The organism is Halorubellus litoreus, from assembly GCF_055378595.1.
Window position 1 is genome coordinate 3,538,014 of sequence record NZ_AP043836.1, and the last position, 14,243, is coordinate 3,552,256.

Consider the following 14,243-nt stretch of genomic DNA (forward strand, 5'->3'; position numbering starts at 1 on the left):
CATGCCATGCCAGGAGGTTCATCACAGACCCTTCGACCGTTCCTGTGGCGCGCCGAACGACTCTTCGAGGACCGCGAGATCGTCTCGCGGACACTCGAAGGGCAGAAACGCTACGGGTACGGCGAGTACGCCGACCGCGTCGCACAGCTCGCGAACGCGCTCGACGACGCCGGCATCGAGCACGGCGACCGCGTCGCGACGTTCTGCTGGAACGACCACTGGCACTTCGAGACGTACTTCGGCGTGCCGAGCATGGGCGCGCAGCTCCACACCATCAACCCGCTGCTGCCCGACCACCACATCCAGTACATCGTCGAGAACGCCGACGACCAGATACTGTTCGTCAGTCCGTCGCTCCTCGAGAAACTCGAGGGCGCCGCGGACGACGAGGCGTTCGACGGCGTGCAGCAGTTCGTCGTCACGAGCAGCGAGGTCCCCGACACGAGCCTGGACCCGGTGACGAGCTACGAGGACTTCGTCGCGGGCCACGACACCGACTACGACTGGCCGGACCTCTCGGGCGACCAGCCCGCTGGGATGTGTTACACGTCGGGGACGACGGGGAAGCCGAAGGGCGTGGAGTACACCCAGGAGATGCTGTGGGGGCACACGATGGCGACGCTCCCGCAGTCCGGGCTCGACCTCGGCGCGGACGACGTCGTGATGCCGCTCGTCCCGATGTTCCACGTGAACGCGTGGGGCCTCCCGTTCACGTGCACGGCAGCGGGCGCGAAGCACGTCTATCCCGGCCCCTCGCCGGAGCCCGAGGACGTCGCGCGACTCATCGAGGAGGAGGGCGTGACCGTGACCGCGGGCGTGCCGACGGTCTGGCTCGGCTTGCTCGAGTACGCGAAGGAGAACGAGGTGGACCTGTCGTCGCTCGACCGCATCGTCATCGGTGGGAGCGCCGCACCAGAGTCCCTCATCGAGACGTACGACAAGCAGTTCGACGTCACGGTCCTGCACGCGTGGGGGATGACGGAGATGAGTCCGCTCGGCACCGCCAGCCACCTCAAGCCCGGGATGGACGACATCAGTGACGACGAGCGGTACGCCAAGCGCGCGAAACAGGGCCTCCTCGTCCCCGGGCTCGAGATGAAGGTCGTCGGCGACGACGGCACTGAGGTACCGTGGAACGGCGAGGACTTCGGCGAGCTCTGGGTGAAGGGCCCGTGGGTGACCCAGGAGTACTTCGAGCGCCCGGAGGCGAACGAGGAGGACTTCGAGGACGGCTGGCTGAAGACCGGTGACGTCGTCACGGTCGACGAGGAGGGGTACGTGAAGATCGTGGACCGCGCGAAGGACGTCATCAAGTCCGGCGGCGAGTGGATCTCGAGCGTGGAACTGGAGAACGCGCTGATGGCGGTCGACGACGTCGCGGAGGCGACCGTCATCGGCGTCCCTCACGAGCGCTGGCAGGAACGACCGGTCGCGTTCGTCGTCCCCTCGGAGGGCGCGGATTCGGACGCGCTGAAGGAGGCGGTGCTCGCGACCATCGAAGCGGAGTACCCGAAGTGGTGGGTGCCCGACGACGTCCTCTTCATCGAGGAGGTCCCGAAGACGGCGACCGGGAAGTTCGACAAGAAGGTACTGCGCGAGGAGTACGCCGACGAGAGTCTCGTCGAGGGGAAGGTCCCGGACGAGGCCGCACCCGAGGACGAGTGACGAGACGCACCACGTAGCCGTCGGGTGCCGGTCTCGAGCCCTCGTCGGTTCGGGACGTCGCACCTTTTTTCGTTCGTGCGCCGGAACGAACGCGTATGCGCCGCCGTGCCCTCCTCGCAGCTCTCACCGCTTCGGCGTCCGCGACCGCGGGATGCTCGATGCTCGACGACAGCGAGCGCCCACGGGAGACGTTCGCGGTGTCCGACACCACGACCGAATCCACCACCGAGATGTCGTTCGACCCGCCCAGTGAGGGCGTCAGTCGTGGGTTCGCCGTCCCCGGGAACGACGACCACCGGGTCGCCATCACCGTCCCGAGTAGCATCCCGGACGACGTCGCGGTGACGCTCGGGTTCACGACCGTGCCGTCGAGCGACGACCCCGCGACGGTGTACGCTCGCGTCCAGGTCCTCGAGAGCGCCGACCAGCCCGTCGAACTCGCCGCCGGGGCGACGCCACCCCTGAGCGCGTACCGCGGCGTTCACGAGACGGAAGACGGGTCGACGCGCCCGATGTTCCTCGTGCCGCGACGCGCCGGTGCGCCGTTCGACGCGCTCGTCCGCCGCGACCAGGGGTGCTGGCGGCCGAAACTCCCCGTCGGCCCCGAGGACGCGACCACGGGGACGCGAACGCTCGCCCCCGGGGATGCGTTCGAGCGCGAGTACTACCTCGTCACGCCGTGGGCGAACGACCGCTGTCTGCACCCCGGGACGTACCGGTTCCAGGCGGACGCAGGCTGGGGGTTCTCGGTGTGTTCGTTCACCCGTGAGCAACCCGGTGACTCCGCGTACGCCGACGTCGACGTCCCCTCACTCCCGGGGTTCGCGAGCACGCGCTGGTACCACGAGGCCAACGCTGACCTCTTCCTGCGCCCGCGGAGCGAGCAGTTCGGACTGCCGTCGACGACCGCTCGCTTCGCGCTCTACAATCAGACGTACCGTCGCATCGTCGTCGACGAGAGCGCGTGGGCGCTCTACAAGCTCGAGGACGACCGCTGGTATCCCATCGCTCCACTCACCGGGCGCGCCGACGCGCCAGGCGACCGGCCCGTCTACCCTGGAACGACGTCCACGGTCGCACTCTCCCTCCACACCGACGCGGACGCCCCCAGCGACGACGACCGGCGTGCCGTCGGTGGACTCGGCCAGGGGCGATACGCGCTCGCGTACCCCGCGACGCTCGCGCTCCCGGGAGACAACCCTGGCTCGGGGCGTCCCACGGCAGCGCTCTTCACGCTCGTCGGGAACCCACCGCGCGTCGACGGCACCGGCGCCGTCGACCACGCGACCGACCGCGACGGCGTCCGCCACCTCCACACCACGCCAGACGAGAGCGCGGTCGCCACCCTCCGGCTGGAACGACTCGCCGACGACGCGGACGCAGTCCCACTCATCACCGAGCAGGTCCTCCAGCGCGACGCCCTCCGGAACGCCATCGTCGAACTCCGCGCCGCGAGCGACGTCGACGCCGTCGTCTACCACACCGAGCCCAGCGACGTCGTCCAGACCGTCGCCTGGATCGACCCCGATAGCAGCGGCCTCACGTTCACGTACGACGGCGACGCGTACGCGATGAGTTACGGGTGAACGGCGCGCTCGGTCACGGGAACGGCGCGCTCGGTCGCTTGGAGGCGTCGACCGCTTCGACCGACTCGTGAGGCAACGAACCGGCGGTTTCCGGCGCGATTCGGGTCGGGCGGCCCGACCGTATTTGTGTCCAAGGCCCGAAGCCGGGGTATGGAACTGCTAGACGATAGCGTGGTCCCCGAGGAAGCGCGCGACATCAAGCAGGAGGCGCGCGAGTTCGCCGAGGAACACATCGCGCCGAACGCCGAGGAGTACTACCGGACGGGCGACTACCCCCACGAGATCCTGGAGGCCGGCCAGGAGGCGAACCTGGTCGCGCAGGACATCCCCGAGGAGTGGGGCGGCCGCGGGCTCTCGCTCCACGAGTTGCTCGCGATGACCGAGGAGTTCTATCGCGCGGACGCCGGCATCGCGCTGACGCTCCAGCTCGCGAGCTTCGGGTGCGAGATCCTCTACGACCACGGGAACGAGGAACAGAAGGAGGAGTACCTGCGACCGGTCGCCGAGGGCGACCAGATATCGGGGCTCGCGGTGTCCGAACCCGAGACGGGGAGCGACCTGTCGGGCGTGTCGACGTTCGCGGAGAAGGACGGCGACGAGTACGTCATCAACGGCGAGAAGTACTGGATCGGCAACGGCGTGGAGGCGGACTGGATCACGCTCTACGCCCGTACGGACGACTCCGATAACCGCTACGGGAACCACACGCTGTTCATCGTCCCGACGGACATCGACGGGTACGAGGCCGAGCACATCCCCGAGAAGATGGGGTTCCGGGCGTCCAAGCAGGCGCACATCACGTTCGACGACGCACGCATCCCCGAGGAGAACGTCATCGGGTTCGAGGGGAACGGGTTCCTGATGCTCGCGGAGTTCTTCAACATGGGGCGGGTCGTCGTCGCCGGTCACGGCCTCGGGCTCGCCGCCGCAGCCATCGAGGAGGCGTGGGACTTCACGCACGAACGCGAGCAGTTCGGGCGCCCGGTCTCCGAGTTCCAGGCGGTCCAGCACGGGCTCGCTGACATGCTCATCGAGTTCGAGAGCGCGCGAGCGCTCACGTGGCGCGCCGCTGACAAGGTCGCGAACCACGAGGACTCGGGGTACTGGGCGGCGATGGCGAAGACGAAGGCGACGGAGACGGCGGTCGACTGCGCCGAACAGGGCATGCAGTTCCACGGCGGCCGGAGCGTGCTCACGGACCGCCGCATCTCTCGGGTGTACCGCGACGTCCGCATCCCCGTCATCTACGAGGGCGCGAGCGAGGTCCAGCGGAACCTCGTCTACGGCCAGCGCCCCGGGACCTGACCGCGACGCGACGGCCACGGCACGGCCGTGCGACGGCGACGCCCCTCCCCGTCGTCGAACGCGACGGCAAGCATTATTACCCGGAATGGTCAAGGGTGGAGGTAGGTAGCGTGGGGCATCGTCGCACGACAGCCCCGGCAGGGAGTTGACCAGATGAGTTCGACGAACTCGGTCCTCGTCATCAGCAACGACGCGCAGCTACGGGACCGGCTCGCCGCACCACTCGAGTGGTCGTACCCGAACGTCGACGTCGAGACCGCAGCCGGCTTCGAGGGCATCATCGAACAGCTCGCCGCCGGCGACCCCGATTGCGTCGTGAGCGACCTCGCGACCGTCGAATCGGCGCCAGCGATACTGCAAGCGGCGCGCGAACGCCATCCCGAGCTGACGTTGCTCGTCGTCTCCGAGTACAGGACCGAGCGCGGGGACGGCGCCGCCATCATGGAGGTCGTCGAGTACCTCGACGGCATCGGTGACCCCGGGAGCGACGACGCGTTCGCGGGGTGGGTGGCGAACTCGGTCGTCCGAACGCCCGGCGGTGGCGACGCCGCACCACCCGGCGGGAATCGACCGGAGGACGTCGTCCGGGACGTCAAGCGCGCGCTCGTCGACGCGGAATCCCCGATGGACATCGAAGCAGCGGTCTGCGAGCAACTCACGCTCGGCGGCCGGTACGCGTTCTCGTTCATCGGCGAGTACGACCGCGGCGAAGGCCAGGTCGTCCCGTGGGTGTCCGCGGGCATCGACGACTGGCCGGTGAGTACGACGTTCCCCGTCGGCACTGGCGGCGTCGTCGACCGTGCGCTCCGGACGCGCGAGGTCCAGGTCGTGCAGGACGTCGACGACCACGAGATATCGGTGCCGTGGCGGCGAGCGGCGAGCGACCGCGGCTGTCGGAGCGCGCTCGTCGCGCCGCTGTACGTCGAGGACGAACTGTACGGCATCCTCGGCGTGTACTCGAAGGACCCCGACGGCTTCAGCGACATGGAGGTGTCGGGCGTCGAGGAGATATCGCGGACGGTGTCGTACGCGCTCGACACGATGGCGATCCGCGGTCGTATCGACCAGCAGGAACGCATCCTGAAGCGCTACGAGCGCCTCGTGGAGACCGTCGGCGACGGCATGTACGCGCTCGACTCGGACGGACACTTCATGACGGTGAACAACGGCCTCATGGAGATGACGGGCTACTCGAGGGAGGGGTTGCTCGGCGAGCACATCTCCATCATCCTCGAGGACGACGCGATCGACGAGGGCCGCCAGCTCGTCCGCGAGATGTACGAGCGGAACCAGATGACGGCGGAGACCAAGGAGGTCCAGGTCCGCCCGAAATCCGGTGACCCGTACCCCGGCGAGGTCCAGATCGCGCTCCTCCCGTACGACGACGAGTTCCGCGGAACGGTCGGCGTCGTCCGCGACATCACCGAACGGAAGCGCCGCGAGCAGGAACTCGAACGCCAGAACGAGCGACTGGAGGCGTTCGCGAGCATCGTCAGTCACGACCTCCGGAACCCCCTGGGCGTCTCACAGGGCTACCTGGACCTCGCGAGAGAGGAGAGCGACGAAGCGGTCGCGGAGTACCTCGGGCACGTGAAGGACGGCCTCGACCGCATGGAGGACATCATCGGGGACGTCCTCGCGCTCGCCAGACAGGGGCAGACGGTCACGGAGACCGAACCCATCGAACTCGTCGGGCTGGCACGCGAAGCGTGGTCGAACGTCGAGACGGAGTCGGCGACGCTCGAAGTGGAGGGTGACCTCCGGTTCGCCGCGGACCGGTCGCGGCTCCTCCGGTCGTTCGAGAACCTGTTCCGGAACGCCGTGGAACACGGTTCCACGAGCAGTCGGACGGAGTCCGACGACGCCATCGAGCACGGCGGGCGCGACGTCACGGTGACCGTCGGCCCGCTCGCGGTCGGTCACGCCAGCGGATTCGAGTTCGCCGGCGACGATTCACCGGCTCGAACGGGGTTCTACGTCGCCGACGACGGTCCAGGGATGCCCGCGGAGATCCGCGAGCACGCGTTCGACTCTGAGTTCACGACGAGCGACGAAGGCCTCGGTATCGGCCTCTGGGTGGTGCGAGAAGTGGCGTCCGCGCACGGCTGGACGGTGGACGTCGTGGAGAACGAAGACGGTGGCGCTCGGTTCGAATTCGAGGACGTCGACGGCGCGTGAGGGAGGCGAGTGGTCGTGACTGCTGGTTACTGTTCGCCGGGGAGGTCCTGGAACGCGCCGACGAAGTCGTCGTGGTCCTCCATCCCGGAGACCGCGTCGTCGACGCGCCCGCGGAGTTCGTCGACGCGCGCGGTGAGCTCCTGGTACTCGTCGTTGTCCGCGAGCTCGCGCTCGGACTTCTCGGACTCCAGGAGGCTCTTCTTGGAGACGAGCGCGTAGTACTCCTGGATGTCGTTCTCGTACGTGGAGCGCGATTGCACGCTCTCGACGACCTCCATGAGTTCGTCCTTGGAGACGGGTTTGACGAGGTAGTCGTCGAACCCCATCTCGATGATGTCGAAGTCCGGGTCGACGGCGGTGACCATCACGACCCGGCAGTCGTAGCCGCGGTCGCGGATCTCTTCGAGGACCTCGTCGCCGGAGAGCCCGGGCATCCGTCGGTCGAGGAGGACGACCTGGACGGACTCGCTCATCAGTTCCAGTGCTGATTCGCCGTCGTAGGCGGCTTCCACCTCGTACTCCGTCGTCAGCCAGGCGGTGAAGAGATCCGCCAGCCGCGACTCGTCGTCGACGACGAGGACCTCCAGTCCCCCATCGGATGGACCACCTCCCTCTTGTCCGTCGTTTGCTGCCACGTTCGACCCATGGAGACAATGCTTCATAAATGCCGCGACCACTGTTCTAACTTCTGAAAATTATGTGCGAGTTACGAACTGGGTCGCATCGACGGCCGTCTCGCAACATGCACCCTCATGGCGGTCGACGCGCCACCGGCCCACATCCGTATCATCGCTCGGACCAGAACGGAAGCCGACACGTCGCTCTCGACACGTCAACCAACCACCAGACCACCATGCGGATTGGCAACACACCAACCACTCGGGGATTCGAAACCGTTCGCTCTTCGTCGCTCACCGTCGTTCGCGACAGAAGAGCCAGGAGGGGGATTCGAACCCCCGAAGTCTCGATTACAAGTCGAGTGCATGAACCGCCCATGCTCTCCTGGCGCGTGATTCACTCTCCGAGGTTGCCCTTTGTATCCGTTTCGACATCGACTCGCTTCTCGACGACGACGCGCTGTTCGCGGTAGCCCTCGCGGTCGTAGAACTCGCGAGCACGGTCGTTGCGCGCGAGCACCTCCAGGGACACCACCTCGACGCCACGAGCCGCGAGCGCGTCCTCCGCCGCCGACAACAGCGCCGCGCCAACGCCAGCCCCACGCGACCCCGCCCGCACGAACAGGTTCTCGACGCTCCCACGAGACGCATCCATCTCGTACCCACCGTCGTCCACGGAGAACGTCACGAACCCCACGAACCCATGCTCGTCCGCCGCCGCATCCTCCATCGGCGCGTCCTCCGCCGGCGCGTCCTCCCGGCGAGCGACGAGACAGGAATCGTCGACGACGTGATGCGCCATCGACTCGCGTATCCGAGCACGGTTCGCCGCGGCTTCGAGATGCGACCCGTGCGCGCGCTGCTCCGCGGCGAGCGCCACCCACGCGTCAGCGAGCGCATCCACGTCGCGAGCGCGCGCCGGCTCGATACGCATCTACGCCTCCCGCACCGTCGGCGCGTTCCGCAACGCCTCGACCGCAGGGAGGTCGCCGTCCGTCAGCATCCGCAGGCACGCACCGCCACCCGTCGACAGGTGGTCGAACCCCGTCAGGTCGAACTTCCGGATCGCTGCAGCGGTGTCCCCGCCGCCGACGATACTGTACGACGCCTCGCTCGCCGCCGCGTACAGCTCGCGAGTCCCACGACCGAAGAGGTCGTCCTCGAACACGCCCGCAGGACCGTTCAGGATAACCGTCTCCGCGGACTCGAGGACGCTCCGGTACAAGCGGATGGTCTCGCTCCCGACGTCCATCGCCGCCTCCCCGTCCGCACTCGGGAGCGCGTTCAGTCCGAGTTCGTGGCGTTCACCGTCGCGTTCCACCGCGACGTCCTGCGGGAACCGCACGCGGTCACCGTGCGCGTCCAGGAGGTCCGCTGCGCGATCGATCTGGTCCCAGTACCCCTGGTCGTAGATGAAGTCCGAGGACGCGTCACCGATGTCGACGCCGTCCGCGAGCAGGAACACGTTCCCGACGACGCCCGTCGTCAACACCTGATCCGCCATCCCGGATTCGAGGACGTCCCACGCCACGTCCACCGAATCGGAGACCTTCGCGCCACCGAGGAGGTAGACGCGTGGACGCGGGGTCTCGTCGACGTTCCCGAGCACCGAGATCTCCTCCTCCATCACGCGACCCATGTAGCTCGGAAGGTGCTGCTGGAAGCCGACGAGCGACGGCTGCGAGCGGTGCGCGGCAGCGAACGCGTCGTTCACGTAGTAGTCGAGGACCGGGACGAGCCCCTCGACGAGATGCGTCCCGCCGGCGACAGCGGGGTCGAGCTCCATGTACTCCTCGCTGTAGAAGCGCGTGTTCTCGAGGACGACCGCTTCGCCGGGCTCGAGCGCCTCGACGGTGTCCCTCGCCTGCTGGTTGTAGGTCGCGTCCAGGTACGAGACGGGGACGTCGAGGAGTTCGTCGAACCGTTCGGCGTGTGGACGCAGTTGCGAGAACTGGTCGCCACCGGGACGTCCCTGGTGGGCGAGGACGGCGACGCGGGCGCCGCGGTCGGTCAACTCTGCGAGCGTGTCGTGGTGGGCCTGGAGGCGCGCGTCGTCGGCGAGCGCGCCGTCCGCTGTGAGTGGACTGTTCACGTCCACGCGGACCGCGACGGCGGCACCGTCGAGGGTGGCGTCGTCCAGGGTCTCCAACGGCATGCTTGGGGTTCCGCGGGGCCCCGTGAAAGACCTTTCTTTGTTCGACAGGGCGGGTTCGTTGCCACGATTCACTGTGTGAGTTGAACTCTCGTGGGGTGTGACAGCATCCTGAATGGATTTGGCGAGTGCCATGACCTTCCAGGTGACGTGACCGCCGTACGCGATGCAATCCCGGCGTCTGGCGGCGGTACCGTCGATATCCAGACGGCCACCAGACTGGTCTGTTTTATTATAAACGCTGGTTCGATACGTGGTAGTTTCTGAACGGTGACGTGCTCTCGAACCGGTGGAAACCCGACGTAGTAACCGGGCGCCTTCGGACGAACGGCTACGGCGACCGGACGCTCCTCGTCGGCCACTCCGTATCCAACGGAAATGATAGGTCGGGCAAGACTTAACTATCTCCTTGTCGCGCTTTCCTTGTAAGCCACACACATGGGAGCATCAGAATCAGTAACGAGAGGTAGAGAGCTCATCGTCGAGAAGCCGATGACAGCCGCTCTCGTCTTCATCGGAGTCGTCCTTCTACTGGACATGCTTCGTCAGCTCCTCACGGGAGAGCTGGCGATATCCGGCATGCTCGGACTCATCAAGGACGGACTCATGCGCGGCCTCGTCATCGGACTCGCGGGGATCGGACTCTCGATGACGTACAGCATCCTGAACTTCGCGAACTTCGCCCACGGTGACTACATCACCGCCGGCGCGTTCTCCGGATGGTCCGTCACGTACCTCATCGCCGGCGGCTTCGGCGCCGAGGCGAACATCGGGTCGCTCGCGCTCGTCGGCGCCGGCGGCTCCGTCTTCGGTGGCGCACTCGGCGTCAACATCGTGAACACGCCGTTCGCGGTGCTCGCCGGCCTCATCGTCGCCGGGAGCCTCACCATCGGGCTCGCACTGTTCATCGACCGGTTCATGTTCAAACCCATCCGGGACGCCGGCGGCATCCCGCTGCTCATCACGAGTATCGGGGTGGCGTTCGCGCTCCGGTACCTCATCCTGTTCGTCTTCGACTCCAGTACGCGCGGCACCACCGACGCTGGGACCGTCCCAGACATCCGGCCGCTCGTCCTCGACGGAACCGTCCCGCTCACGCTACACGACGGCTTCCTCGTCATCGTCGCTGGCGGCCTCATGCTCGGCGTGCACTTCCTCCTGCAGCGCACGAAGCTCGGGAAGGCGATGCGCGCGATGAGTGACGACGAATCCCTCGCCCGCATCACGGGCATCCCGACCGAACGCGTCATCCGGTCGACGTGGATCATCGGCGGTGGCCTCACCGGCATCGCCGGGTACATGTTCGTCCTCTGGAAGGGCACCCTCAGCTGGAACGACGGCTGGCTGCTACTCCTGCTCATCTTCGCAGCGGTCATCCTCGGCGGCATCGGGTCGGTGTACGGCGCCATCCTCGGCGGCCTCGTCATCGGCCTGACGGCCTCGACGGCGGTCATCTGGATACCGTCCGGGTTCGCTCGCGCCGCCGCGTTCGTCGTCATGATCCTCGTCCTGGTCGCGCGTCCACAGGGGCTGTTCTCTGGGAGGTCGACAGCATGAGCGAGACGGACAGCGGCGACGAAGCGAAGGGGTACGGGCAGAGCGAGGAGGAGGACCAGTCGGTCCTGTTCGGGATCGACTTCCGGAACGACTCGTACATGCTCCTCACGCTCCTCGTCGGCGTGTTCGCGCTGTACCTCATCGGTGGCCTCGTCATCGGCCTGCCGTTCCGTGGGCTGATGAACCAGCTCGGCCAGTTGAGCTTCTGGATCGCGGTGTTCGCGATGTCGGCGCTCGCGCTGAACCTCCACTGGGGGTACACGGGCCTGTTCAACATCGGTATCGTCGGCTTCATGGCGACCGGCGTGTACATCACGGGCGTCCTCTCGAAGCCCGTGTTCGGCTCCGGGACGAGCGCCGCCGAGGTCGGCGGGTTCGGCCTCCCGCTCCTCGTCGGTATCGTCGGCGGGATGGCCGCAGCCGCCATCCTCGGCCTCATCGCGGCGCTGCCGGCACTTCGACTCCGCGCGGACTACCTCGCGATCGTCACAATCGCGTTGTCCGAGATCGTCCGGTTCTCACTGCTCTCGGACACGCTGAGTAGCACGGACATCGCGGGCTACAAGGTCGGTCTCGGCGGCGGTGACGGCGTCATCCTCGACTACGGCGACCCGCTCGAGGTGTTCGTCCGCACCGCGTCCGTGCCGTTCGACCTCGTGTTCGGCCAATCAGGGTGGTTATGGGAGGAGGTGTATCTCGGCGTCGTCGTCGAAGCCGTCGGGACCGCCATCCCGAACAACCCGAAGCCGGTCGTGGACAACTTCGCGTACGCGTTCGTCCTCCTGCTCGTGCTCGGCGGGTTCTACGTCCTCATCACCCGCATCGGGAGTTCGCCGTTCGGTCGCGTCCTGAAGGCCGTCCGCGAGGACGAGGACGTGACGAACGCGCTCGGGAAGAACACGAACGTCTTCAAGATCAAGTCGTTCATGGTCGGCTGTGCGCTCATGGGCCTCATCGGCATCCTCTGGTTCGGCACGCAGGGGTCGGTGACGCCGAACACGTTCCGGCCACGCATCACGTTCTACGTGTGGATCGCGCTCATCATCGGCGGCTCCGGGTCGAACACCGGGAGCGTCATGGGTGGCGCTATCTTCGCCGCGTTCCTCTTCCAGGGTCCGCGGTACTTCAAGAACATCGTCGAGACGGTGCTCGGGAACCCCGAGGCGCCGTCGAGCTTCGGGATGGCGATGGCGCCCCTCGGAAGCGGGGACATCTTCCCGATGCTGCTCTACACGCTCGACTCCATCCGCCAGCTGCAGTTGTTCCTGATGGGGGTCGTCCTCATCTGGCTCATGCACCGGCGGCCGGACGGCCTGCTCGGGCACCGGAAGGAGTCCGCGTCGAGCATCCCGCTCACGCGCCCCAACAAGCAGCCCGCGACCGACGGAGGTGAGGACCAATGAGTGACGCCGAACCCTCGGACGCAACCGACTCGGAGGCAGAATCGGGCGGTGTAACGGTTCCGGACGCCGACGCGGACGTCGAACTGGACGCGGTCTCCGAGAGCGCGGACATGGTCGACGTCCCGCTGAAGGTACGGGACCTCCGGAAGACGTTCGGCGGTATCACGGCCGTCGACGGCGCCGGGTTCGAGATCGAGAAGGGCTCGATGACGGGCCTCATCGGTCCGAACGGCGCCGGGAAGTCGACGACGTTCAACTGCATCACGGGCACGTACACGCCCGACTCCGGGGTCGTGGAGTTCAACGGCGAGGACATCACGGGCCTGGAGCCGTACGAGGTCGCGGAGCGCGGGCTCGTGCGGACGTTCCAGATCGCGCGCGAACTCTCGGAGATGACCGTCCTGGAGAACATGATGGTCGCTCCCATGCATCAGCGCGGTGAAGCACTCTGGCGGTCGGTGTTCGCGCGGAACGACGTGAACAAACAGGAAGAGGAGATCTTAGAGCGCGCGTGGGAGACCCTCGAGTTCTTCGACATCGAGCACCTCGCGAACGAGTACGCGGGGAACCTCTCCGGCGGGCAACGGAAGCTCCTGGAGATGGCGCGCGCGCTCCTGACGGACCCGGACATGCTCCTGCTCGACGAGCCGTTCGCGGGCGTCAACCCGACGCTCGAGGAGCGGCTCCTGGAGCACATCCACGAACTCCGCAACCAGGGGTACACGTTCCTCATCGTCGAGCACGACATGGACCTCATCATGCAGAACTGCGAGAAAGTCATCGTGATGCATCAGGGCCGCATCCTCACCGAAGGGACGCCGGAGGACGTGCGGAACAACGAAGACGTCATCGAGGCGTACCTCGGAGGTGAGGTATGACCGACGAACCGACGGCGGCGGACGCGACAGCCGACGAATCGTCGAGCGGCTTCCAGCCGGACGGTGGCGCGGCGACGAGCGCGGCGACGGAGGTCACGCTCTACGAGGACAGCATCCTCTCCGTGCGCGACCTGGACGCCGGGTACGGCGACCTCCAGATATTGACGGACGTCGACATGGACGTGAACGACGAGGAGTACGTCACCATCGTCGGCCCGAACGGTGCGGGGAAGTCGACGGTGATGAAGTCCGTGTTCGGCCTCACCAGCCACATGGGCGGGACCGTGCAGTTCGGGACGAACGACATCACGACGATGCGTCCGGAGGACATCATCCACCTCGGGCTCGGGTACGTCCCGCAGAACGACAACGTGTTCGGGACGCTGACGGTCCGCGAGAACCTCGAGATGGGCGCGTACATCCTCGAGGACGTCCCGCAGGACAGCCTGAACGAGGTGTTCGAGCGGTTCCCCATCCTGGAGGAACGCCAGGACCAGAAGGCGGGGACGCTCTCGGGCGGGCAACAGCAGATGCTCGCGATGGGTCGCGCGCTGATGCTCGACCCCGAGCTCCTCTTGCTCGACGAGCCGTCTGCGGGGCTGGCGCCGGACCTCGTCGCGGAGATGTTCGACAAGATCGACGAGATCAACGACGCCGGGACGGCGGTCCTGATGGTCGAGCAGAACGCGAAGGAGGCGCTGCGGCGCTGCGACCGCGGGTACGTGCTCGTCGACGGGAAGAACCGCTACGAGGACGAGGGAACGACGCTCCTCAACGACCCACAGGTCCGCCAGGACTTCCTCGGCGGCTGACACCCCGGACTCGTGGACGGGTACCGTCGCCCTTCCGGGTTCGACCGGTGGGGCGGCGGACCGTCCGTCTCTCTGAACGCAGTCGACCGG

General features: G+C 67.0%; 11 protein-coding genes and 1 tRNA gene. 8 read left to right on the forward strand and 4 right to left on the reverse strand.

Features of this window, described 5'->3' with window-relative positions; genetic code table 11:
• Positions 1-6 precede the first annotated feature (6 nt).
• From ACZ48X_RS22030 to ACZ48X_RS22045, 4 genes are all read left to right on the forward strand, one after another.
• A complete protein-coding gene (locus ACZ48X_RS22030; RefSeq protein WP_336350346.1) occupies positions 7-1,665 on the forward strand; it encodes a long-chain fatty acid--CoA ligase in 1,659 nt (552 codons plus the stop codon).
• Between the two features lie 95 nt (positions 1,666-1,760).
• Entirely contained in the window at positions 1,761-3,251 is a 1,491-nt protein-coding gene (locus ACZ48X_RS22035; RefSeq protein ID WP_336350345.1) for a hypothetical protein, read from the forward strand.
• A gap of 150 nt (positions 3,252-3,401) precedes the next feature.
• Positions 3,402-4,556, forward strand: coding sequence for an acyl-CoA dehydrogenase family protein (locus ACZ48X_RS22040; RefSeq protein WP_336350344.1), 1,155 nt, complete (start codon positions 3,402-3,404; stop codon positions 4,554-4,556).
• Positions 4,557-4,709: 153 nt separating this feature from the next.
• On the forward strand, positions 4,710-6,734 hold the full coding sequence (locus ACZ48X_RS22045; RefSeq protein WP_336350343.1) for a PAS domain S-box protein: 2,025 nt from the start codon (positions 4,710-4,712) through the stop codon (positions 6,732-6,734).
• A 26-nt stretch (positions 6,735-6,760) separates the two neighbouring features.
• On the opposite strand, the gene ACZ48X_RS22050 is transcribed toward ACZ48X_RS22045, so the two are convergent.
• The 4 genes from ACZ48X_RS22050 to ACZ48X_RS22065 all read right to left on the reverse strand — a co-directional run bounded on the left by ACZ48X_RS22050 (position 6,761) and on the right by ACZ48X_RS22065 (position 9,506).
• The gene (locus ACZ48X_RS22050) at positions 6,761-7,369 is read right to left on the reverse strand and encodes a response regulator transcription factor (protein WP_336350342.1); all 609 of its coding nucleotides are present in this window, start codon (positions 7,367-7,369) and stop codon (positions 6,761-6,763) included.
• A gap of 298 nt (positions 7,370-7,667) precedes the next feature.
• Positions 7,668-7,741: transfer RNA gene (locus ACZ48X_RS22055), tRNA-Thr, on the reverse strand.
• A gap of 7 nt (positions 7,742-7,748) precedes the next feature.
• The gene (locus ACZ48X_RS22060; RefSeq protein WP_336350341.1) at positions 7,749-8,285 is read right to left on the reverse strand and encodes a GNAT family N-acetyltransferase; all 537 of its coding nucleotides are present in this window, start codon (positions 8,283-8,285) and stop codon (positions 7,749-7,751) included.
• Positions 8,286-9,506 carry a phosphoglycerate kinase gene (locus tag ACZ48X_RS22065; protein ID WP_336350340.1) on the reverse strand — a complete coding sequence of 407 codons (1,221 nt, stop codon included), beginning with the start codon at positions 9,504-9,506 and terminating at the stop codon, positions 8,286-8,288.
• Positions 9,507-9,941: 435 nt separating this feature from the next.
• Here ACZ48X_RS22065 and ACZ48X_RS22070 point away from each other — a divergent pair, with 435 nt between their 5' ends.
• From ACZ48X_RS22070 to ACZ48X_RS22085, 4 genes are all read left to right on the forward strand, one after another.
• On the forward strand, positions 9,942-11,060 hold the full coding sequence (locus ACZ48X_RS22070) for a branched-chain amino acid ABC transporter permease (RefSeq protein WP_336350339.1): 1,119 nt from the start codon (positions 9,942-9,944) through the stop codon (positions 11,058-11,060).
• Between the two features lie 98 nt (positions 11,061-11,158).
• Entirely contained in the window at positions 11,159-12,463 is a 1,305-nt protein-coding gene (locus tag ACZ48X_RS22075) for a branched-chain amino acid ABC transporter permease (protein WP_379762536.1), read from the forward strand.
• On the forward strand, positions 12,460-13,341 hold the full coding sequence (locus tag ACZ48X_RS22080) for an ABC transporter ATP-binding protein (RefSeq protein WP_379762248.1): 882 nt from the start codon (positions 12,460-12,462) through the stop codon (positions 13,339-13,341). Before ACZ48X_RS22075 ends, ACZ48X_RS22080 begins: the two co-directional genes overlap by 4 nt.
• Positions 13,338-14,153, forward strand: a complete 816-nt coding sequence (locus ACZ48X_RS22085; RefSeq protein WP_336350337.1) for an ABC transporter ATP-binding protein — start codon at positions 13,338-13,340, stop codon at positions 14,151-14,153. Before ACZ48X_RS22080 ends, ACZ48X_RS22085 begins: the two co-directional genes overlap by 4 nt.
• Positions 14,154-14,243 lie beyond the last annotated feature (90 nt).

What these genes read in the sequence shown, in the direction of transcription:
- ACZ48X_RS22030 (WP_336350346.1), top strand. Translation starts at nt 7, where the DNA reads ATGCCAGGAGGTTCATCACAGACCCTTCGACCGTTCCTGTGGCGCGCC.
- ACZ48X_RS22035 (WP_336350345.1), top strand. Translation starts at nt 1,761, where the DNA reads ATGCGCCGCCGTGCCCTCCTCGCAGCTCTCACCGCTTCGGCGTCCGCG.
- ACZ48X_RS22040 (WP_336350344.1), top strand. Translation starts at nt 3,402, where the DNA reads ATGGAACTGCTAGACGATAGCGTGGTCCCCGAGGAAGCGCGCGACATC.
- ACZ48X_RS22045 (WP_336350343.1), top strand. Translation starts at nt 4,710, where the DNA reads ATGAGTTCGACGAACTCGGTCCTCGTCATCAGCAACGACGCGCAGCTA.
- ACZ48X_RS22060 (WP_336350341.1), bottom strand. Translation starts at nt 8,285, where the DNA reads ATGCGTATCGAGCCGGCGCGCGCTCGCGACGTGGATGCGCTCGCTGAC.
- ACZ48X_RS22065 (WP_336350340.1), bottom strand. Translation starts at nt 9,506, where the DNA reads ATGCCGTTGGAGACCCTGGACGACGCCACCCTCGACGGTGCCGCCGTC.
- ACZ48X_RS22070 (WP_336350339.1), top strand. Translation starts at nt 9,942, where the DNA reads ATGGGAGCATCAGAATCAGTAACGAGAGGTAGAGAGCTCATCGTCGAG.
- ACZ48X_RS22075 (WP_379762536.1), top strand. Translation starts at nt 11,159, where the DNA reads ATGCTCCTCACGCTCCTCGTCGGCGTGTTCGCGCTGTACCTCATCGGT.
- ACZ48X_RS22080 (WP_379762248.1), top strand. Translation starts at nt 12,460, where the DNA reads ATGAGTGACGCCGAACCCTCGGACGCAACCGACTCGGAGGCAGAATCG.
- ACZ48X_RS22085 (WP_336350337.1), top strand. Translation starts at nt 13,338, where the DNA reads ATGACCGACGAACCGACGGCGGCGGACGCGACAGCCGACGAATCGTCG.